The organism is Bacillus sp. A01H (genome assembly GCF_045277205.1).
Taxonomy (GTDB): domain Bacteria; phylum Bacillota; class Bacilli; order Bacillales; family Bacillaceae_G; genus Bacillus_A; species Bacillus_A paranthracis.
This window is the reverse complement of the sequence record NZ_CP117702.1, coordinates 368,664-389,888: the sequence shown is the minus strand read 5'-3', so window position 1 is coordinate 389,888 and position 21,225 is coordinate 368,664. Positions and strand designations below refer to the sequence as shown.

Sequence of the window (21,225 nt, the reverse complement as noted above, 5' to 3'; positions counted from 1 at the left end):
AAATAATTATTTTATCTTTTCAGTAAACTTAGTATCCACACGATCAACTTTACCGTTGACCCAAACCGCAACTTGCTCACCAAATCCGCTCATTGGTGGATTTACTGTTGTAACATTTCCGTCCTTCACTATTAAAAGTTTGTTGCTACTAACATCAATTTCTATTTTTTTCATATGTCCATCTCCCTTTTACTACCTCATGTACTCGACAACATCAGGCTTAAAACCACTTCCTAAATAAATCCTTACCGGAACTATTTCTTTTTTATCCCTTGCTGCCTTACATAACTCTTCCGCTGTATCCCAACTAAAAAACTTATCTACAGCGCGTTGAAATCTCCAAATTGCCATTACATATTCTTCAAAGATGTCGTAGCGATCATCTTGTTTTGTTGTGCGTGGTAACTCATCTGTGCACTTTGCGTTCTTTGGAACATGAACGCGTACATCTGCATATGTAGTGCGTCCTGTTCCTCTTTTCACATTTGCTTTCATTATGTCAAACTCGCAAATCGCTGGCTCTACATCAAAAATATTTAGTTGCTTAGGCATTTGCCATCCCACTCTTTTCAAGAAGATCCAGTAATTCAGTTGCTCCTTCTTTACTCAAAAACATTCGCCCTTCTAGCAATTCAATGTTAGATTCAGAAACTTCACCCGTTACAAAACATGACTTTTCTTGTTTTCTTAAAACGATGTTTTCCCCATCAACATGAAAGTTTAATGCTGTTCCTTCAGCAATCCCCAAAGTTCTGTGTAACTCAACAGGAATTACCACGCGCCCTAGCTCGTCTACTTTTCTAGCAATACCTGTGTTTCTCATATCTTGCTCCCCCTTGTTAACTTACTTTTTGTTGCTGTTTACGTCGTAACTCTTGTTTCATTAACTCAAATTTAATTAAGTACGCTTTCCAACGCTTTTCATTTTCTTCTTGCTGTTGTATTGCCACTTCACAATTACAACCGTTCGTTTCAATTACACCCGGATAAGTTTCTTTACGAATAATTCCTGTATCACGACATAATGCACACATACTTATTCCTCCTTCTTAGAAACCTAAATTTGCAAGCCTTTGATCCGCTGTGGTGAATTTTAAAACCTTTGAATCCCCTAATAAACGACTGACTGTTTTAGCATCATATTTATTGAAAAGTTGTTTTCCAGTAAAGTTTGTTGTAGTAAATGTGCTCATTCCTTGTCTAGCATTTGATACAGCATATAAAAGACGTTGTATGAAATCTGAAGCTTGTCTATTGGAGTCTGTTGAACCACTTTCTGCCCCAAGATCATCTAATACCACGAAATCAGCTTGTCCAATTAATTGAACGAAATATTGCATTGTATATTTACTACTCTTATCATCGAAAGAATCCATAATCATCCTTGTTATTGCTTCTAATTCAACGTACAAGCAACTTTTCATAAGGTGATAGTTTTCTTCTCCTTGACTGATATCCCAGAAATACTGATTCAATTCATGGAGCATGCTGTATGCTAGGAAACTTTTGGCCGTCCCTTGATTTCCTGTAAATACAACTTTTCTAATTTCTCCGTTCTTTAAATCCTCCAAGGTTTCTTCTACAGCTTTCTTGTGACTAGTCGTTTCATCACACCCGGTTCTGTAATCAGATAATCTTGAAAGAGGAATTTTCTTATTTGTAATAACACTAGCCTTTTCCAGCATGTTGAATTTCTGTAAACGGCTAATCTTCTTATAATGAGCGTTAGCTTGTTCTTCCAAAACCTTATTGTTTTGCTCAACTACACATCTTGGACAAACAACTTGTCCTTTGTATTCAATCATTTGAACCGGCTTAATGATTTTTTGTCCGCCTATTTCATAAGAGTGATTCATACATTGATCAGAATGGTAATTCACCTTCAATTCCAGGGATTCTGCCATTTTTTTCATTGGTGTTGCCATTTCTATTCGCTCCTTTTTTACCTTTGTTTTTAAACTCTATTTCTGCCGCATTAACATCAGCTAAAGTACGAATGTTTTTATTAACCCACTGTTTTAAAATACCCTCAGCATAATTCCACTTCTTCTGATGTTTCAGAGCACGTTCCATAGCTGCTTGTACAAGTTCTTCGCTTGTATCGTCTACCCATTGCGAAATACTTTCGGCTATGAATGAATTTAAAATCCCGAAATTATTTTCGTAGAAAGAGAAGATGCTACTACTACTTTGTATATTAGTATTTTGTTTATTAGTACTTAGTAAATTATCAGTACTTAGTAGTGTCTGTTTTTCCATAGGATGGTTTTCCATATCACTGGTTTCCCTGTCATTGGATTCCCGTCGACTGGTTTTTCCACTGACTGGTTTTTCCACTGACTGGTTTGCGGACTCTGTGGATGGGACTTCGTAAACTGCTGTTTCCCAATGTGATATTTTCCCTGTTTTTGGATCTTGAACAGGATACCTTTTTAAATACCCCGCTTTTTTTAATTCTTGTATAGTTTTGGTGGTTATTTCTTTTCCGTCTTTGGCGTGTTGGCTGAGTTCAGTTGCATGAAACGTCCAATCATCTGGTAAAGAAAGCATGTATGCTAATAACCCTTTTGCTCTCCAGCTTAATTTCTCATCGCGCAATGGTGTATTATGAATAACTGAATAATTAACATCTTTCTTAACTCTAAAAATCCCCATCGTTTTACCTCCTCGTACAAATCGCCACATATGCTTGTCCACTTTGGATAATGCGTTGTATTTCATAATGCGGATAACCAATCTTGAAATACTTTTGGATCATTTCTTTTAATTTATCTTCGCTTCTTGCTAAGTCCCAGAACTTACTAGGTAATAGCACTTGATATTCAATTAAATCCATGTACTATTTCCCTACTTTCCGTGATATACTTATAGCAACTTATTTTTTGCAAGGGACCCACTGCCATGGGTCTTTTTATTTGGTTTTACATCACTCCAAGCCCACTTTTTTATTGGCTCATAAGTGATGTAAAGCAACAATGAACCACATGCGATTAACATTGCAAATATGACTAATGATGTTGTATCTTCCATCATGCTGACACCCCTTTTTCTAGCCAATTAAAGAATGCATCCCTTGGAACTACCTTCTTACGCCCTATTTTCACTAACGGGAATCCTTTTTGATCCATAATGTCGTATGCTTTTCTTTGTGAAATCCCTAATACTTCTGCTACATGATCTACTTTCAACATAATTGGGTAATCATTTGTACTATCGTAAGTGATCGGGATAGCATCTAATTTTTCTATTGCTGTTTGTCTTGCATCTTCTTTATTGAAGCGAAGTAACTCAATCGCCTCCCAAAATTCTTCATCGCTCCATCCTTTTTGAGCTGAAAATTTTGTAATCGCCAACGCTATTTGAACTGTTGAATTTTTCATTTTTTTATATCTTCCTTTCTTTTTATAAAATTTAAATTTTTCAATTAAGAAACATGATCATCTAATAAATTAGGTCTTTCGGGCGGATACCATCCAGAAATGAATTTCATTGCATTTTGATAGTATTTTCGTGGTATCTTATCGTATTTAGCTACCCCGAAATGCCTTTTTAATGCTCCATATACCCCTTGATAAGATGCATTATCGTAGCCTTCTTTTCTTAGTTCAAAAACACGTTGTTTCACTTTTCGTTGAACAGCACCTTTGTTTTGTTCGGTAAGCCATAGCTCGTTATCTACTAAAAGTTTCATTTTGTTCATTTCTTCTTCCGTATGATCTTGTCGTGATTTTATTTGTTTTAGTTCAGTCATACTGTAGATAATCGCATCCTCAACACTTTTAGGTTGTTGCTGTAATTTTTGGATGTGTTCTTTCATTCGCTTGAACTCTTGTAAGAATTTAATTTTCATTTTCATTGCCTCTGGTGTTATGTAACTCATTGCAACAATTGCAAATGCATCTTCCGTAAGATTGAACTTTGGATACCATTGTTTATTTTGATAATGCTGGTATTGGGTATGCTCAAAGTTGAGCTGCCCCCATTCTGTTTCGTTTGCTTCAATCAATTTTTCTATCTGGACCTCAATATCTCGAATTACATTTTTATGTTCTTTTCCAAACATTTGGGCCATTGTTAAACTATCTGTAACCACTTGATTTCCTTCCATAAAAACAAACTCACTTACTGGATGCTGTAGAAATTGTGATTGATTCATTTTTGTTTCCCTCCCTAGGTTAAATTAAAGTTAACCTTTAGCTAAAAAAATAAGATAACTATTAGTTAACCAACTAGTAAATCATCCACTTTTATTTCATATAACTTAGCTAACATTCCTAATTTAGATACACTAGGTTGTCTATCACCAGATTCCAGTAGGGAATAAGCACCTTTATGTGTATAACCTAGGTATTTGGCTACAAAATGTTGACTATAACCGTGTTGTTCTCTTAAGGCTTTCACCTTCTCTGTATTAAGTTTTATCATGTCATCACCTTTGTTTAATTCGTTAATTTGAGTATACACAAAGGTTAACTTAAAGTAAACCCTAATTTTTATTTTTTCAAAAGGTTGTCTTAGAGTTAACTTTTCTGTTACATTTTATATAGAAAGTTACTGTATTACTAATACAGTAACTTACAATAGCGGAGTGTCTATATTTTGTAGAGGGGGAGAATTTTAAAATGAATCACGAATTGATTAGTCGAAGGGTAAAAGAAATTAGGACTGAGATATTAAAAATGAGTCAAAGAGAATTTTCTGAAGCATTAGGAGTAAGTAAACCTCTTATATCTATGTGGGAAAATATTAATAATGAAAAAGGACCATCTAAAGAGATGGCAATTAAAGTGGCTAGATTAGCAAATGTATCTGTAGCTTACGTACTTGGAGAATCTGATGAAAAAAATCCTAACGCAAGTGCTCAAGATGAATTCGAAGAATTAATAACTCAATTTAGAGAAAAAGACCCAGAAAAACAAAAAGAAATTATGAAACTATTTAAAGACTTAATGAAAATAACAGGCGATTGATAGCTTTAGAAGCTAACGATCGCCTGTTTCATTCTCGACATAATTTCTAGTGCTTTTTCATCACCTTCATGCGCCGCTTTCATAATATCTAATAATTGTGATTCGAATTCCAATACTTCTATTGCTGTTACATTTTCTAGGTTCTCTTTTTTCATCCCTAAAACCCCCGTTTTTATCTGTGTAGTTTGTGAATAATTCACAAATGTAAAACTTTTAACTACTTCCTTAAAAAGTTTTATAGCCTATAATGCACGAAAGACGCTACCGAAGTAGCGTCTTTTTTAAAATCACCCATTTTAAGCTCAAAGCCCACCGGGATCAGTCATCATATATTGAATTGTAGGTGTAACATTTGAATTAGCACTAACTTTTGTATCCGTTTTGTATACTAATGTGCACAAGGCAAAAGTACAGATTATTGTCGCAATAATTTTTTTCATTTAACTCACCTGCTCTTTCGTTAAGGCTTCACGAATAGCCTGCATATAATATATATTACCATTTCTAGCAAGTTCTAGCAACGCATTATTAAGATATTCTGTCCTTTTTTCTGGTCTAGCGTAAGCGTAATAATACCATTGGAAACCAGTTAATTTACCATTCTCTTCTAATAACTCATTTAACAACTTAATAGCAAGGGTTCGATCACCATATTTCGCCTCAAAAAAAGCAATTTCAGCTTTATCTATTTTTGTAAAATCAATTTTATCGAGATTGAAGTTATGTTCTATGTAAAGGAAAGCTAATGTTGTATGAAACGATTTGTATTTTCTTGTTTTCTGTGCAGAAGATACTTCTTTTAATAAACTAATAGATTCTAAGATGTACTTTTCAGCTTTAAAAATTTCTCCCGAAAATATATAAGACTCTCCAATACAACATAATGCTGTGGCTTTTGTGATTAAAGCGTTAAAACTTGATTCTACGACTTTATTAGCTATTCTACGGCTTTCACTAATATTATTATTTAAAAGCTGTATGTAGGCTTGACGCTCATAAAAATATAATTCTACACATTGTTTTATAAACTTATTTTTTACTTTTGGTATTGCGTTTCTAGCATTATCAGCATGTGGAAGCATTGCGCTATAATTCCCATGGTCATACATGCACACCGTTAATAACATTTCGATAAGTATTTGACGATCCACATCTTCTATTTTCGTCAGTTCATTAACCAAATTGCTTAATTCTTGTCCACGTGCTTCATTACGATTCCTCTTATTGAAAAGTTCATACACATCAATATATCTTTGTAAATTTTCGTTTTCTTTATATTTTCTAATTAAATATTGAATAGTGTCATATTCCCCAGCTGCTTGACAATAAAAAAGAGATTTTTTTACATTTAAATCGCTTGTGCATTTCATTGCGAATTTTTTTATTTTCAATCTAATTTCTTTTTGGTTATCATAGACTTCATTTAATAACTTTAAAAAATTCTCAAATTTCATTTCGAATTTTCCGTTTAGTCCATTGCCGAGTGTTGTATTACTAACCCCTACTTTTGTAGCTAAATCATTTCTAACCATATTGTTGGAATCAATAAAATCTCGTACCTCTTTCATTAACTTCTTCATTTTTGCTCCTCCTATTTGGAACAAAGACGCTTCGCTTTTTCTCAAATCTAATAACAGGAAAATCATACCATAGTAATGATTTAGTAATATCGGCATGTTATAATGTAAGTGTTACTCGTGTAGTAACCGAAAAGAGACTTATGGCAGATGTTCCCCCTTGTGAGTCGGGCGAACGGTGTAAGAGTGGGCCAAATCACTCTTACACACGCTGTGAGTCTTTTTTTCGTTCCGTGTATTTTATTATCATAATAACATAAATTTCCCAAAATTCAGGCGAAATGTTATCTGAAAAATATTGAGAAAGTTGAGAAACTGTTCTGTAGCAACGTTTTTCATGTTCGACAGAATGAAATATGTAATTTTGTATAACATCAAACAAATCCCCCTATATGAATATTTTACCACCAAACAAATGTTTGTCTATGTATTTTTTAAAAGTCTGTAAAAATACCGATTATAAATTTAAAAGTCAGAATATCGACCAATTATGGTATAGTAATAAGGCGATTATTATACTCAAACTATGAAAACTACAGTCGGACAAAACATTAAACGTTTACGAAGGTCTTTTGATTTAACGCAAGAGCAATTATCTGAGCGAACAGGTTTATCGCGCGGACAAATCAAGAATTGGGAAACCGACCGTCATGAACCTGACCTTGAAAGTTTAAAGATACTTGCGTCGTATTTCAACACCTCCACAGACGCTCTTCTTAATTTTGAGAACAGAAAAGAAGATGCGTTATTAGAATTATTATTCAATGATATCCAAAGAGCTTATGAGGAGCTTGACGGGCGTCAACAAGGTCGTTTTGCAAAACAGGTTTCCTTATACGTGAAAATGTTACAAAACAATAAAGACATACTATGATTTGATTTCATCATAAAAGAAATCATTTCCAATTTCAAATTGTAAAATATTCATCTTTTTACAATTTGAGTAAGGGAGCTATTTGCTCTCTTTTTTTATTTTCCTTCGACAAAATATGACAATATTATGATAGATTGTTTGCTATGATAAGCTCGGAAATCTTACATTTTACATAATTGGAGGAAAGAACATGTATAAGAAACTAGGTACAATCGCTTTAACAGGAGCATTAGCTTTGAGTTTAGCTGCATGTAGCGAAACTGAAGAAACTGCAAAAAAAGTATCTAACAATCAAAAAACTGAACAAACAGATACTAAAAAAGAAGATAGTAAAGAGTTTAAAGTTGGTGAAACGATTCAACTAGGAGACCATAAGTTAACGGTTTCTAATGTTGAAAAATCTCAAGGTGGCGAATTCGACAAACCTAAAGAAGGACAAGAGTTTGTAATTGCTAACTTAACTATAGAGAATGGCGGGAAGAAAGAAATCAGTTACAACCCATTCGATTTTAACCTGCAAAATAGTGATGGGAATATCGTAGATCAAGCATTTACAATGGTTAATCAAGATACTCAATTGAATTCTGGAAAATTAGCTCCAAACGGAAAAATCACTGGAACTATCGCTTTCGAAACAAAGAAAGATGACCCAAAGCTCCAATTAATCTTCAAACCTAATTTCTTATCTAAAAAAGAAGTAAGAATTAATCTACAATAATTACATAGGAGTGTTAATTTTGAAAAGAACAACTGAATTTGTATTAGGACTTATTGGCGGTATTTTTGGTATTATTTGTGCATTTATCGCTTTAATGATTGGTGGTATGGGAGCTGCGTTTGAAGCTGAAGGTGCGGACAGTATCATCGGTTTAGGATGGGGAGCTGTCGCTCTATCTATCTTAGGGATTGTTGGCTGTGTAGTAGTTAAGAAGAATGCTAAAACTGGCGGTATCATGATGACAATTGCTGCTATTGGCGGGTTCATCTGTATCTCTATCGTTTACTTATTACCAGGAGTATTATTATTAATCGGCGGATTAATGGGTATCTTCCGTAAAGATAAAGCTGCTGTATCAGCTTAATTACACATTATGTTAACCAAAATTAGAGGGCGAAGCTCTCTTTTTTTGTATATTCTAAATATCTTGTACTCAAATACTGGAAATTTTGATACTATTTTATTATTAAAATCTAATATATAAGGGGAGAAATACGGGTGGAAGTTGAAAAGAAATCAAAGGTTTGGGAGTATATCGGATGGGGGAGTTTCATTTTAGTCGGTTCTTTCTTATTTTTTTGTGCTTTGATACTAGTATTTGGAGATCCGAAAACTAAACACCAAGCTCAAGAGGTTACAACTGAAGGGCAAAAAGTTAAAGATGCTGAAAAAGATACTAAAAAGGAATATTCGATTGGCGAGACTATTAAAATGGGTGATCACAGATTGACTGTAACTGATGTGAAAAAATCTTCTGGCGGAGAATTTGTTAAACCAAAACAAGGCTATGAATACGTATTGGTAGCAGTAAATATCTATAATGGCGGTAAAGATGATATCTCATACAATCCATTTGATTTTGAAATGAGGAATAGTCAAGGCAATATCACCAGAGCTGTACCGTCTATAATTAACCAGAATACACAATTAAGCGCTGGTCAACTTGCACCTAATGGACAAGTAGCAGGAACTATTGTATTTGAACAACCTATAGGAGAGAAATTAAAATTACAATTCACACCTAATTTCTGGAGTAAGAAGAAAATCATCATTAATCTTTAAAATAAAAAAGCACATGAAAAGGGGATTCCATGTGCAACAATAATCTAGGTGATTTCAATATAACATGAAAATCTCCTATGTATGGTTCTTTTTCTTTTTTCTCAATGTACAAAACAAATTAACATGGTAAAATAATATTCGGATTGACGTCCAATACATATTATTAAAATTAAAGTGGTTATCAAGTCGGAGGAAGGCACCCTAGGGTGTCTTTTCTTTTTGATTAAAATACTGATTTTATATCAATAAAAAAGCCCGCAACATGTGCGGACTTAGAAGTATGGATACATATATTTTACCATGAAACTTTATTTTGTGGACCATTATAAATTTATTCTCAATCCCCGCTATTTGCGTTGACCAAAAAATATGACTATGGTAATATAGGCACTAGAATCACCATTGTATAGTGAATATATATTTACTATATATTGAGTATGACACTTATCTGAATTGCATAGAATAAAAGAAGAGATGCTGTAACATCTCTTCAGTAACTGCCGCCATCAGGTGGTAAGGTTGCTATTTATTTTCTTCTAGAGCTACCCTGCTTCTGACGGCGAGGGGTGGCTCTTTTACTTTTCTTAAACAAATTGTTAGCAAACTTATTTGCATAAGCTGTAACAACTATAGTTAGGAATACCTTGAGTAAATCCTGAGACAAAGAAAGTAAATATTCCATCATAAGGGTCACCTCCTTTCTCTCTAAAATAAAGAGAAAGGATAGCAACCAGCCACCCGACGTATACAGTTGAATATAGTTTACCATAAAGTAACTCATCTGAGTTACTTTTTCCTTTTTCTAATACTGGAATTATTTGTACTATTCGAATACTATTAGTTCAAGGAGGTATGGATAATGAAAGGATATTTTAGAAAACGCGGTGAAAAGTGGTCATTTACAATTGATATTGGAAGAGATCCTCTTACTGGAAAAAGAAAACAAAAAACAGTATCAGGCTTGAAAACAAAGAAAGAAGCCGAAAGAGCGTGTAATGAACTTATTCATCAGTTTAATATTGGGAGTCTAGTTGATGATAAAAATCTTACTCTCAGTGAATATTTACAGGAGTGGCTTGAAAACACAGCTAAGCAACGAGTGAGAGATACTACATTCATTAATTATAGACGAGCTGTTAACGGTAGGATTATTCCTATAGTTGGCTCACATAAACTGAAAGATTTAAAACCTCTACATGGACAACGATTTGTTAAATCGCTAATTGATGAAGAGTTATCTCCTAAATATATTGAGTACATTTTTATCATTTTAAAAGGGGCATTAGAAGATGCTGTTAAATGGGAACTTTTATATAAAAACCCGTTTGAACATGTAGAAATCCCTCGTCCACGAAAAGTGGTCAATAATACGTGGTCAATTGAGGAGACGAAAACCTTCTTAACATACGCTAAATTTGACAATCCTATTTACTATCATTTATTTTTACTTGCACTTAATACCGGTATGCGTAGAGGTGAATTGCTAGGCTTAAAGTGGAAAAATGTAGATTTAGTTGAAGGTAAGGTTAGTGTGACTGAAACTCTAATTTATGATGAATTAGGATTTCGATTTACAGAACCGAAAACATCGGGTTCTAAACGCTTAATTGCGATTGATCAAAGCTTATGTAAAGAGTTGAAAAGTTATAAAGCAAAACAAAATGAATTTAAATTAGCTATCGGTAAAGCTTATGAAGATAATGACTTAGTTTTCAGTAGAGAAGATGGTAGACCAATCTATCCAAGAACATTAACTACTGTCTTTGAAAGATTTATAAAGACAGCACAAGTTCCCAAAATTAGATTCCATGACTTACGACATACTCATGCCACACTTCTTCTTAAATTAGGTATTAATCCGAAAATCGTAAGTGAACGATTAGGACATAATTCTATTAAGACCACATTGGACACCTATAGTCATGTTACGTTAGATATGCAAGAAAGTGCCACTATAGCGCTAAGTGAGGCGTTAAAATCATAAAATAATTGTTGATGTGGTCAGAATGTGGTCAAACCCATCAACAATTATTATAAAACCCCTATACTTCAAGGCTTAACCAAGCTACACACTCCACATGAGTCGTATGTGGGAACATATCAACAGGTTGTACTTCCTGTGTTTTATATCCGCCTTCTTCTAGTACTTTTAAATCACGTGCTAATGTTGCTGGGTTACATGATACGTATACGACGCGTTTTGGTTTCATGTCGATGATTGTGTTTAATAGTGCCTCATCGCAACCTTTACGCGGTGGATCTACGACCATTGTGTCAGCGATTACGCCTTCTTTATACCATTTTGGAATAACTACTTCTGCTTCTCCTACACCAAATTCAGCGTTTGTCATGTTGTTTAGTGCTGCGTTACGCTTTGCGTCTTCGATCGCTTCTGGGACGATTTCAACGCCGTACACTTTTTTCGCTTTTTGTGCTAGGAATAAGGAGATTGATCCAATTCCACAATAGGCATCAATTACTGTTTCGTTACCATCTAATTTTGCGTATTCTAACGTTTTATCGTACAGCACTTTCGTTTGTTCTGGGTTTACTTGATAGAATGAACGTGCTGAAATCGCAAATTTAATGTCACCGATAAAGTCATAAATATATTCTGATCCGTACAGTACTGTCGTTTTGTCTCCGAAGATTACGTTTGTACGTTTCGTGTTTACGTTTTGAACAATCGATTTTACTTCAGGGAATTTCGCTGCAATTTCTTCAATGATTGCTTTCTTGTTTGGCAATTCTGCTGTACGAGTAATGAAGACAAGCATAATTTCCCCTGTTACTTGTCCGTAACGAGCCATTACGTGGCGAAGTGTTCCTTTGTTACGCTCTTCATTGTACGCTGAAATCCCGTGTTTTTCACAAATACGTTTTACTTCTTGAATTAATGTATCGTTTTCTTCTGCTTGAATTAAACACGATTCCATATTAATGATGTCATGCGTTCCTTGACGATAGAATCCAGCTACAAGTCCACCTTCACGTTCTCCAATTGGTACTTGTGCTTTGTTACGGTATACCCACGGATTCTTCATGCCAAGTACAGGATGAACAGGAACATCACTTAATCCGCCGATGCGCTGCATAACGTCGCGTACTTGTTTTTCTTTCGCTTGTAATTGTCCTTCATATGTTAAATGCTGAAGCTGACAACCGCCGCACTGATTGTACACTGGGCATTCTGCATCTTTACGATATGGGCTCTTTGTATGAAGCTTCATTAAACGACCGAATGCGAAGTTTTTCTTTACTTTAATAATTTTAATTTGTGCTTCTTCACCTGGTAATCCGTTTTTAACGAAAATAGGATAGCCTTTTACTTTCGCAACACCGGCACCATCATGTGTTAAATCTTCAAATACTACATCTATAAACTCGTTTTTTTCAACTGGTGGCGTCATTTTTGTACTCATTTTCCGACCTCTCTTTTTCATAACACTGCGTTACATTTTATCATACTTATATGGTCTATTTCTATTGGAAGAAAAAAAGCTATTGACGATAGTTCTCCGTTAATGTTACGCTACTACTAATTTAATACGGACGATGTTACCTCATATATACTCGATAATATGGATCGAGAGTTTCTACCCGGCAACCTTAAATTGCTGGACTATGGGGAAAACTAATGAATATTAGCCCATGTGCAAAAAGGACTCATATTGATTAGCTTTCTCTCATAGATGAAAGTGAATCCATATGGGTCTTTTTTTATTTTTATTTTTCTAAAAGGTCAGACATCTTACGTATGACATAAAACCTCCTTGTTTTATTTTTAGTAATATAACGAGCGTTTTATGTACAAACTTTATACGAACTTCTGAAAGGGGCAACTACATGCAATATGTAATGAGCATTATCGGTATTCTTGTCGTTTTAGGTTTATGTTTTGCTTTGTCAAACAACAAAAGTAAAATCAACTTCCGTGCAATTGCTATTATGATTGGTTTTCAAATTTTAATCGGTTGGTTTATGTTTGGCACAAAGATTGGTCAACAAATCATTATTTTCATTGGTAAAGTTTTCAACAAACTAATTAAACTTGGTACGACAGGTGTCGATTTTCTCTTTAATGGGATTCAAAGAGATTTTGTCTTTTTCTTAAACGTACTATTAATTATCGTATTTTTCTCAGCACTACTTTCTATCTTTAGTTACTTAGGGGTTTTACCATTCATCGTTCGCGTTGTCGGCGGTGCCATTTCAAAAATCACTGGTTTACCACGCGTTGAATCATTCCACGCAGTAAACTCTGTATTCTTTGGTTCAAGTGAAGCGTTAATCGTTATTAAAAATGATTTACAACATTTCAATAAAAACCGTATGTTTATCATTTGTTGTTCTGCAATGAGTTCAGTTTCTGCCTCTGTTACAGCATCATACGTAATGATGTTAGATGCGAAATATGTACTAGCAGCTCTTCCGTTAAACTTATTCTCAAGCTTAATCGTTTGTTCGTTATTAACACCTGTTGATACGAAAAAAGAAGACGAAGTAGTTCAGAAATTTGATCGTACTTTATTCGGAGACAGCTTTATCGGTGCAATGATTAACGGTGCACTTGACGGTTTAAAAGTAGCTGGTATCGTTGCCGCATTAATGATCGCCTTCATCGGTGTGATGGAAGTTGTAAACTACGTAATTAGTGCCGCTTCAGGTGCAATGGGATATGCTGTTACGTTACAACAAATCTTCGGTTATATACTTGCTCCATTCGCGTTCTTAATGGGTATTCCAACTCAAGATATTATCCCAGCTGGTGGTATTATGGGTACGAAGATTGTATTAAACGAGTTTGTAGCAATACTTGATTTAAAAGGTGTTGCAGCAACATTATCTCCACGTACAGTTGGAATCGTTACAGTATTCTTAATTAGCTTCGCAAGTATTAGCCAAATTGGTGCAATCGTTGGTACAATCCGTGCCCTTTCTGAAAAACAAGGAAGCGTTGTTTCTAAATTTGGTTGGAAAATGCTATTTGCATCAACACTTGCTTCTATTTTATCTGCGACAATCGCTGGATTGTTTATTTAATAAAAAAAATCACCTTCGCTTAGACAGCAAGGTGATTTTTTATTATCATCATTTAAGAAACTGAAGAAAACTCTAATGCCTCTTCCTTATTAATAATTTCTCCCTTATATTTACCTTTCACCGAAATATCAATAATGGATTTATTTCTTGTCTCCATTTTCCCTAAAGAAAAAATATATATTAAGTCATCTTTTTTTAACATCCATTGTTTTCCGTGCCAAGGACCAGTTAACTTCTGTTCTGGCGATGCCAATATTTCTCCAAAATATTCACATTCGCCTAGAGATGTTTTTACTGTATTCTTCTCCATATCAATAACTATATATTTAAGAAGCTTTATACTTTCATTTGAGAAAATCTCTACTTCATGATCACTTTTTTTCTTGAATTTCAGCTTTCCATCCTTTGTATTAACCAATTTACTTTGATCAATTGCATTCAGTACAAACTCATACTCTTCTTTTGTAACACCGAAATTAGGATGATATGGAAAACTTTTTTTCTCTGCATGCTCTTCTACGTATTTTAAATACCATTCCATATTATTCACTAGATGCTCTCTCATTCTTTGACCAATATTCCCTACCTTTTTAAAAGTATCTGGATCCATCTCTAGCGTCATAATATCCGCCGTAACTTCCGCGTTCATAAGATGCGCTGGAATATACTCTTCCACACTGTTTGCTTTACTTACTTCACTTTGACAACCGACTATAAATAGCGATATGAAAAGGATATATACTATTTTTTTATATTTCATTTCTGTTCTCCACTCCGTACATCATTCTTACTTAATTTTATAGCGTTCTTATTATAGTCTAAAATTCTTATATTTCAATAAAATTCATTAACAATATACAAAATTGCATATTCATAAGTCTTATTACTTTAAAATTAGCTTAAATTACTTTCCAAATTATACAAATAATAAACTTCGAATGTTATAATTTGTAAAAAAACTAATTGGAGGACCTTATGAAAATTCACGCACTTGCCGATTTATTACATTTACTAGTCTTAACCCTAAAAAGCTATTATGTATGGGGAATGCCTATCTATGTCTTCATTATTCCTCTTATCTTTGTAGTAGGTTATATTATTATTAATTCTAATAAGAAACAAAAAAATACCTCTATTCAAAGTCACTAATCTATTACCTTAATAGCCTCCTAAAATTCATATTCCCCTCATTTTCTCCAAATGCTATGATGAACAAGGGTATGTCCCCACCTCTCTTACAGCGGTGGGGATTTTAAATATAAATATGTAACATAATACACAATAGAAGGTGATTTTATGAGAAAATATGCAGCAATCGCTTTATGCACATCTGCCATTCTAGCAGGTTGTAATACTAGCAATGTAAACCAGGAACCTAAAAAAGAGAAAAGGGTTCAAGAAGTTAAGAAACAAACAGAAACTGTGCAAGAACAAGGTAAAATTTCTTATCAGCCCATTACACACGAATCTACAAATACTACTATTCATATAACAGATATAAAAGATACTTTAACTGAAGTACAATATAAAATTTGGCGTACTGCTGATGGAAAGGAACACACTAAATCTTTTTCTTCTAAAGAAAAAGAGAAACAGTTTACACTTCCTTTTGATATAAAAGAATTTGAAGGAAAACGTGGTGAGTTCCAAATTGAAGCAATAGGCATAAAAGAAGATGGGAAAAGCATCCCACTCACAAAAGCTGCTATTACTTTCGAACAAAAGGTTCCCGTTCTTATGTATCATGCAATCGATGATTATCACGGACAAGGCATTAAAGATTTATTCGTCTCACCTGCTAACTTTGAAGCCCAAATGAAATATTTAAAAGACAACGGCTATACATTACTAACTTTTGAACGTTGGGGTGATATTAATAAAGTAAATAAACCTATCTTTGTTACATTTGATGACGGTATGAAAAATAATATGAATGCATTCCATGTTTTACAAAAGCTAAAAGACGATACATTTAAACCGGCGGCAACAGAATATATGATTGTTGATAACGTTGATGTAGAAGGATCACTGTCTACTTCTGAAATAAAAGAAATGGTCAATTCCGGCATTTTCTCAGTGCAATCTCATACAGCGACGCATGCAGACTTACCGAAAATTACAAACTATGAAGAGGAATTAAAAGGATCAAAAGAAAAGTTAGAAAAAATAACAGGTAAGCCCGTTATCGCAGTTGCTTATCCATTCGGTCATGTAGATGATAAAGTCGTTGCAGAAACGAAGAAATATTATCAATTTGCGACGACAACAAAACCCGGAAAATTCATTACAAAAGGTGAACCCGATGAATTGTTAAAAATGAAGCGTGTTCGCATACACCATACGACGACCGTAGAACAGTTTGCTTCTTCGATTAAATAACGATGAGGGCTCAATATATTTTGAGCTCTCTTTTTACGCTATATTTATATATATTTTTTGAATTTTCTTGTATTATATATAGTAAGAAATCTTTCAAATTAAAGGAGATTATACATATGTCATTTGAACAAACGTTAGAGAAATATGCTGCCCTTGCAGTCAATGTTGGTGTTAATATTCAACCAGGACAAACATTATCAATTAGCGCACCTCTTGAAGCTGTACAATTTGTACGCCTCGTTACAGAAAAAGCATATAAATCTGGTGCAAAACACGTATATGTGGATTGGAATGATGAGACGTTAACACGCTTAAAGTTCGATCTAGCTCCTGAAGAAGCATTCGCTGAGTTCCCATCTTGGAAAGCACACGCTCGTGAAGAATTAGCAAAAGAAGGCGCTGCATTTATGTCTATTTATGCAGAAAACCCTGATTTATTAAAAGGTGTAGAACCAACGCGTATCTCAACAGCTCATAAAGTAGCTGGTGAAGCAATGAAAGTATACCGTGATTACGTACAAGCTGATAAAGTAAGCTGGTGTGTCATTTCTGTTCCTACGAAAGAATGGGCTGCGAAAGTATTCCCTGACGTTGCACCAGAAGAACAAGAAGCAAAACTATGGGATGCTATTTTCAAAGCTACTCGTGCTGATTTAGAAAATCCTGTGGAAGCATGGAAAGAACACGATAAAACATTACATACAAAAGTTGATTATTTAAACGAAAAGCATTATAAAGCTCTTCACTATACAGGTCCTGGAACAGATTTAACGATCGAACTTCCAGAAAAACATGTATGGGCTGGTGCTGGTAGCTTAAATGAAAAGAACGTACCATTTATGGCGAACATTCCAACTGAAGAAGTGTTTACAATGCCACTTAAAACAGGTGTAAATGGCCAAGTATCTAGTACAAAACCGTTAGCATTTGCAGGTAACATTATCGATAACTTCACGTTAACATTTGAAAACGGACGTATCGTAGATTATAAAGCTGAAGTTGGAGAAGAAGCTTTAAAACATTTAGTAGAAACAGATGAAGGTTCTCACTTCTTAGGAGAAGTAGCTTTAGTACCTCATGATTCACCAATTTCAAACACAAATATTTTATTCTACAACACGCTATTTGATGAAAACGCATCTTGCCACCTTGCAATCGGAAATGCTTATGCATTTAACTTAGTTGGCGGAAAAACGATGTCTAAAGAAGAACTTGCTGAAAATGGCGCAAACGCTAGTATTACACACGAAGATTTCATGATTGGATCAGCTGAGCTTGATATCGACGGCATTACAGCTGATGGCAGACATGAACCAATCTTCCGTAAAGGTAATTGGGCGTTTTAATAAAAGCAAAAGGCTATCTTCCACACTGGAAGATAGCCTTTTATGATGCAGATGAAACCTTAAGCCCAATTACTCCTAACACGATGAAAAGAATACAAAATGCTTGGAATAGGCTAATGTGCTCTTTAAAAAAGTACACACTAATAATCGTAATAAGTAACGTCCCAACACCAGACCAAATTGCATAAGCAATACTTAAATGAATCTTTTTTACAACGATGGCGAACACGCTGAAACAAATTCCGTAAAATACAAAAATAAGTACACTTGGAATGAGCTTTGTTAAACCGTTTGATAACTTCATCGCAATTGTTCCAGCTACTTCAAAAATAATTGTTACAAGTAATAATAACCAATATACCATACTAGAATCTCCTTCTCTGTTACCTTATAGAGATTCTAGTATACTACTTATAGTCCTAATGAAATATATTTAATTTCTAAATATTCCTCGATACCGAAATGACCTCCTTCACGACCAATGCCACTCTCTTTAAAGCCACCGAACGGCGCTTGTGCAACTGATGGGAGGCCATCATTTAAACCGATAATACCATACTCTAGTGCTTCACTAATTTGGAATGCTTGGCTAATGTCTTTCGTGAAAATGTACGCTGCTAAACCGTATGGCGTATTGTTTGCCCGTTCAATTACTTCTTCAACCGTTTTAAATTTCGCAACAGGTGCAACTGGTCCAAATGTTTCTTCATTCATACAAAGCATCGTATCATTCGCTAATCCAATTACAGTTGGTTGAATAAAGTGTCCATCTAGCTCTGTAACCTTTTGGCCACCATATAAAACTGTTCCACCTTTTTGAATAGCATCTTCAATATGTTCTTGTACTTTTGAAACTGCATTCTCGTCAATAAGTGGTCCTACAGTCGTTCCGTCACTGAAACCGTCCCCTACTTTTAACTGCCCTACTGCCTTTTGAAACTTCTCTACAAACGCTTCATACACTTCTTCCTGAACAAATACTCGGTTTGTACATATACACGTTTGTCCTGCGTTACGGAATTTCGAACCGATTACTGCCTCTACTGCTTTATCTAAGTCTGCATCATTCATAACAATAAACGGTGCGTGACCACCTAACTCAAGTGAAACCTTTTTCATCGTTTGTGCCGCACTAGCCATTAACTCTTTCCCAATTTCCGTTGATCCTGTAAAGGACACTTTTCGAACACGCCCATCTTCCATCCACGTATCAGCAATTGCTTTCGCACTACCTGTTACAATATTTATTACGCCTTTTGGAATGTCTGCTTCATGAGCTAATTCAGCTAATTTTAACGCAGTTAACGGCGTTTGACTTGCAGGTTTTACAACCGCTGTACATCCTGCTGCAAGCGCCGGAGCTACCTTTCTCGTAATCATAGCAGCCGGGAAGTTCCAAGGCGTAATAGCTGCCATAACACCAACTGGTTGCTTCATGACTAAAATACGTTTATTCGGATGAGAAGCAGGAATCATTTCACCATATACGCGTTTTCCTTCTTCTGCATACCATTCAACAAAACTATTTGCATAATTCACTTCACCAAGCGCTTCTGCAAAGGGCTTTCCTTGTTCTTTCGTCATGATCGCTGCAATCTCTTCTTTATTTTCCTCAATAAGTGTGAACCATTTTTTTAATTTCGCTGCACGATCTGCCGCTGTTAACTTAGACCATAATTTAAAAGCTTCATGCGCAGCATCAACAGCTTGCTTTGCCTCTGTTACCCCGCCCTTTGGTACAGTCGCAAATATTTCCTTCGTTGCTGGATTATTTACTTCGATTTGCTCTTGCAATGTAATCCACTCACCATTTATATACATCGCCTTTTTCTCTACATTTACAAACGTCGCTTTTTTATCCAATATTCTCTTCCTCCTCTATAAGTTTCTTTATTTTCCTAGTCGCAGCAGATTGACTTATTTTTAAAAACTCCGCTACTTTATAACTCGATCCATATGTTTTATATGCTTTCAAAATAATATTCCGTTCTACTTCTTCTAACATTTTATAGAGACTTTGACCGGACTGTTCAACCGTTGATTCTTGCATCGCTATTGGTAAATCTTCTATCGTAACGATATCATCGGCAGTTATAACAATTCGCTCAATCACATTTTCAATCTCTCTATTATTTCCTTCCCACGGGTAACCAACAAACATTTGTAATGTGCTAGGCGCTAATTTTACATTTCTACCATATTTCTCGTTAAAGTGTTGTAAATAATGATAAATAAGTGGCAAAATGTCTTCTGTTCTTTCCCGTAGTGGCGGGATTACAATGGGAATGACATTCAGACGATAATATAAATCTTTCCGAAATGTTCCTTGTTTCACCATCATACTTAAATCTCTATTTGTTGCCGCTACAATTCTAACATCCACCTTTTTTAATTCTCTTCCGCCTATAGGGCGAAACGTTTTTTCTTGCAACACTTGCAAAAGCTTTGCTTGAGTTTCAAGCGGCATTTCGCCAATTTCATCTAAGAATAGCGTTCCTTTATGCGCTGATTCTAATAGTCCCTTTTTCCCTTCACGATTCGCACCTGTAAAGGATCCGCCTGAGTATCCAAAAAGCTCTGATTCAATTAAATTTGTCGGCAATGCCGCACAGTTAATTTCATAGAAACTTTCATTCTTCCGGTTACTCACTTCATGTAAATGACGCACCAATCGACTCTTTCCTACTCCTGTCTCACCTAAAACGAGAACCGTACTATCTACCGCGGATACTTTCTTGATTGTCTCGACTATTTTTTGCATAGCGATACTTTTAAAAATAAGTCCTTCATGTTCATATGTTTCTCTTAATTCTTTTTTATATGTTTTTAACTGATTATCCATTTCTTCTACCTTTTGACGTAATTGATAGAGTTCTGTAAGATCACGAGAGTAACTAATTACTCTTCTTAAATTGCCCTCTTCATCAAAAACAGGTCTTGTACGAACGTGTAAATACTCTCCTGATTTTGTCGTCTGAACGAGTTCGATTGGCCTCTTTTTTTCAATTACTTCTAACGTTGCTGATGGATAAAAGATACCATCTTTCTGCAATTCTTTTACATGTTTACCTACTAACTCTTTTGCAGCCAATTGATAGTGCCTTTCACATGTACTATTTACACGTACAACGATTCCCTTTTCGTCAGTCACAAAAATTTCGTCAAACGCATATTCAAATACATCTTGTAAATCCATTAACACTCGTTCCTTTTCTGCAACCATCCTAGCCACCCCTAACTTCCAATCCGTCGATTC

28 protein-coding genes and 1 riboswitch are annotated in these 21,225 nt (G+C 34.9%); of the genes, 9 read left to right on the top strand and 19 right to left on the bottom strand.

From position 1 onward, the window contains the following. Window positions 1–6 precede the first annotated feature (6 nt). From PSR14_RS02130 to PSR14_RS02080, 11 genes are all read right to left on the bottom strand, one after another. Complete coding sequence (locus PSR14_RS02130) at window positions 7–174, bottom strand: DUF3954 domain-containing protein (RefSeq protein ID WP_042596972.1); 168 nt, start codon at window positions 172–174, stop codon at window positions 7–9. An 18-nt stretch (window positions 175–192) separates the two neighbouring features. Further along, a complete protein-coding gene (locus PSR14_RS02125) occupies window positions 193–552 on the bottom strand; it encodes a cell division protein SepF (protein WP_327946815.1) in 360 nt (119 codons plus the stop codon). Further along, window positions 545–823 (bottom strand): AbrB/MazE/SpoVT family DNA-binding domain-containing protein, encoded by a 279-nt coding sequence (locus PSR14_RS02120; RefSeq protein WP_327946816.1) that lies wholly within the window; start codon window positions 821–823, stop codon window positions 545–547. Before PSR14_RS02120 ends, PSR14_RS02125 begins: the two co-directional genes overlap by 8 nt. 16 nt (window positions 824–839) lie before the next feature. After that, complete coding sequence (locus tag PSR14_RS02115) at window positions 840–1,034, bottom strand: hypothetical protein (protein ID WP_327946817.1); 195 nt, start codon at window positions 1,032–1,034, stop codon at window positions 840–842. 15 nt (window positions 1,035–1,049) lie between these two features. Continuing rightward, window positions 1,050–1,925: an ATP-binding protein gene (locus tag PSR14_RS02110; RefSeq protein WP_327946818.1), complete on the bottom strand. Its 876-nt coding sequence runs from the start codon at window positions 1,923–1,925 to the stop codon at window positions 1,050–1,052. Further along, entirely contained in the window at window positions 1,864–2,655 is a 792-nt protein-coding gene (locus tag PSR14_RS02105) for a DnaD domain protein (RefSeq protein ID WP_327946819.1), read from the bottom strand. Before PSR14_RS02105 ends, PSR14_RS02110 begins: the two co-directional genes overlap by 62 nt. Before the next feature lie 4 nt (window positions 2,656–2,659). Then, window positions 2,660–2,836 (bottom strand): hypothetical protein, encoded by a 177-nt coding sequence (locus PSR14_RS02100; RefSeq protein ID WP_192797833.1) that lies wholly within the window; start codon window positions 2,834–2,836, stop codon window positions 2,660–2,662. Between the two features lie 29 nt (window positions 2,837–2,865). Then, complete coding sequence (locus PSR14_RS02095) at window positions 2,866–3,030, bottom strand: hypothetical protein (protein WP_327946820.1); 165 nt, start codon at window positions 3,028–3,030, stop codon at window positions 2,866–2,868. Beyond that, a complete protein-coding gene (locus tag PSR14_RS02090; protein ID WP_151619351.1) occupies window positions 3,030–3,380 on the bottom strand; it encodes a helix-turn-helix domain-containing protein in 351 nt (116 codons plus the stop codon). Before PSR14_RS02090 ends, PSR14_RS02095 begins: the two co-directional genes overlap by 1 nt. Before the next feature lie 44 nt (window positions 3,381–3,424). Beyond that, window positions 3,425–4,156, bottom strand: coding sequence for an ORF6C domain-containing protein (locus PSR14_RS02085; protein ID WP_327946821.1), 732 nt, complete (start codon window positions 4,154–4,156; stop codon window positions 3,425–3,427). 65 nt (window positions 4,157–4,221) lie between these two features. Continuing rightward, window positions 4,222–4,425 carry a helix-turn-helix domain-containing protein gene (locus PSR14_RS02080; RefSeq protein ID WP_078187262.1) on the bottom strand — a complete coding sequence of 68 codons (204 nt, stop codon included), beginning with the start codon at window positions 4,423–4,425 and terminating at the stop codon, window positions 4,222–4,224. A 197-nt stretch (window positions 4,426–4,622) separates the two neighbouring features. Between PSR14_RS02080 and PSR14_RS02075 the strand changes: the two genes are divergently transcribed. After that, window positions 4,623–4,970, top strand: a complete 348-nt coding sequence (locus tag PSR14_RS02075; protein WP_078187261.1) for a helix-turn-helix domain-containing protein — start codon at window positions 4,623–4,625, stop codon at window positions 4,968–4,970. A gap of 5 nt (window positions 4,971–4,975) precedes the next feature. On the opposite strand, the gene PSR14_RS02070 is transcribed toward PSR14_RS02075, so the two are convergent. Beyond that, window positions 4,976–5,125 carry a hypothetical protein gene (locus PSR14_RS02070; protein ID WP_170962924.1) on the bottom strand — a complete coding sequence of 50 codons (150 nt, stop codon included), beginning with the start codon at window positions 5,123–5,125 and terminating at the stop codon, window positions 4,976–4,978. Between the two features lie 285 nt (window positions 5,126–5,410). Then, window positions 5,411–6,550 (bottom strand): AimR family lysis-lysogeny pheromone receptor, encoded by a 1,140-nt coding sequence (locus PSR14_RS02065; RefSeq protein WP_078187260.1) that lies wholly within the window; start codon window positions 6,548–6,550, stop codon window positions 5,411–5,413. Between the two features lie 523 nt (window positions 6,551–7,073). Between PSR14_RS02065 and PSR14_RS02060 the strand changes: the two genes are divergently transcribed. The 4 genes from PSR14_RS02060 to PSR14_RS02045 all read left to right on the top strand — a co-directional run bounded on the left by PSR14_RS02060 (window position 7,074) and on the right by PSR14_RS02045 (window position 9,201). Further along, entirely contained in the window at window positions 7,074–7,421 is a 348-nt protein-coding gene (locus PSR14_RS02060) for a helix-turn-helix transcriptional regulator (protein WP_136999448.1), read from the top strand. Window positions 7,422–7,611: 190 nt separating this feature from the next. Continuing rightward, a complete protein-coding gene (locus tag PSR14_RS02055) occupies window positions 7,612–8,139 on the top strand; it encodes a DUF4352 domain-containing protein (RefSeq protein ID WP_327946822.1) in 528 nt (175 codons plus the stop codon). A gap of 19 nt (window positions 8,140–8,158) precedes the next feature. Then, on the top strand, window positions 8,159–8,503 hold the full coding sequence (locus PSR14_RS02050; RefSeq protein ID WP_069354838.1) for a DUF4064 domain-containing protein: 345 nt from the start codon (window positions 8,159–8,161) through the stop codon (window positions 8,501–8,503). Between the two features lie 134 nt (window positions 8,504–8,637). After that, window positions 8,638–9,201, top strand: coding sequence for a DUF4352 domain-containing protein (locus PSR14_RS02045; protein WP_327946823.1), 564 nt, complete (start codon window positions 8,638–8,640; stop codon window positions 9,199–9,201). Between the two features lie 526 nt (window positions 9,202–9,727). Here PSR14_RS02045 and PSR14_RS02040 read toward each other — a convergent pair. Continuing rightward, window positions 9,728–9,886 carry a hypothetical protein gene (locus PSR14_RS02040; RefSeq protein WP_000970855.1) on the bottom strand — a complete coding sequence of 53 codons (159 nt, stop codon included), beginning with the start codon at window positions 9,884–9,886 and terminating at the stop codon, window positions 9,728–9,730. A 174-nt stretch (window positions 9,887–10,060) separates the two neighbouring features. On the opposite strand from PSR14_RS02040, the gene PSR14_RS02035 reads away from it, so the two are divergent. Next, window positions 10,061–11,185: a tyrosine-type recombinase/integrase gene (locus PSR14_RS02035; protein WP_327946824.1), complete on the top strand. Its 1,125-nt coding sequence runs from the start codon at window positions 10,061–10,063 to the stop codon at window positions 11,183–11,185. A gap of 58 nt (window positions 11,186–11,243) precedes the next feature. Here the strand turns inward: PSR14_RS02035 and rlmD are convergent, their stop codons facing one another. Continuing rightward, window positions 11,244–12,644 carry a 23S rRNA (uracil(1939)-C(5))-methyltransferase RlmD gene (gene rlmD, locus PSR14_RS02030; protein ID WP_406644117.1) on the bottom strand — a complete coding sequence of 467 codons (1,401 nt, stop codon included), beginning with the start codon at window positions 12,642–12,644 and terminating at the stop codon, window positions 11,244–11,246. A gap of 100 nt (window positions 12,645–12,744) precedes the next feature. Further along, window positions 12,745–12,846, top strand: a riboswitch (purine riboswitch). A 201-nt stretch (window positions 12,847–13,047) separates the two neighbouring features. Here rlmD and PSR14_RS02025 point away from each other — a divergent pair. Next, window positions 13,048–14,244 (top strand): NupC/NupG family nucleoside CNT transporter, encoded by a 1,197-nt coding sequence (locus PSR14_RS02025; protein ID WP_001200498.1) that lies wholly within the window; start codon window positions 13,048–13,050, stop codon window positions 14,242–14,244. Window positions 14,245–14,296: 52 nt separating this feature from the next. Here the strand turns inward: PSR14_RS02025 and PSR14_RS02020 are convergent, their stop codons facing one another. Next, window positions 14,297–15,004: a hypothetical protein gene (locus PSR14_RS02020; RefSeq protein WP_000875618.1), complete on the bottom strand. Its 708-nt coding sequence runs from the start codon at window positions 15,002–15,004 to the stop codon at window positions 14,297–14,299. 536 nt (window positions 15,005–15,540) lie between these two features. On the opposite strand from PSR14_RS02020, the gene PSR14_RS02015 reads away from it, so the two are divergent. Further along, a complete protein-coding gene (locus tag PSR14_RS02015) occupies window positions 15,541–16,623 on the top strand; it encodes a polysaccharide deacetylase family protein (protein ID WP_073541571.1) in 1,083 nt (360 codons plus the stop codon). Between the two features lie 116 nt (window positions 16,624–16,739). Next, on the top strand, window positions 16,740–17,969 hold the full coding sequence (locus tag PSR14_RS02010; protein WP_061536379.1) for an aminopeptidase: 1,230 nt from the start codon (window positions 16,740–16,742) through the stop codon (window positions 17,967–17,969). Between the two features lie 40 nt (window positions 17,970–18,009). Here PSR14_RS02010 and PSR14_RS02005 read toward each other — a convergent pair whose 3' ends face one another. The 3 genes from PSR14_RS02005 to PSR14_RS01995 are packed head-to-tail and all read right to left on the bottom strand — an operon-like array spanning window position 18,010 to window position 21,192. Beyond that, complete coding sequence (locus PSR14_RS02005; RefSeq protein WP_000263254.1) at window positions 18,010–18,333, bottom strand: multidrug efflux SMR transporter; 324 nt, start codon at window positions 18,331–18,333, stop codon at window positions 18,010–18,012. Window positions 18,334–18,380: 47 nt separating this feature from the next. Next, window positions 18,381–19,832: an NADP-dependent succinate-semialdehyde dehydrogenase gene (gabD, locus tag PSR14_RS02000; RefSeq protein ID WP_000358101.1), complete on the bottom strand. Its 1,452-nt coding sequence runs from the start codon at window positions 19,830–19,832 to the stop codon at window positions 18,381–18,383. Beyond that, on the bottom strand, window positions 19,825–21,192 hold the full coding sequence (locus PSR14_RS01995) for a sigma-54-dependent Fis family transcriptional regulator (RefSeq protein ID WP_000225162.1): 1,368 nt from the start codon (window positions 21,190–21,192) through the stop codon (window positions 19,825–19,827). The genes gabD and PSR14_RS01995 overlap by 8 nt, the downstream gene beginning before the upstream one ends. Between the last annotated feature and the right edge of the window lie 33 nt (window positions 21,193–21,225).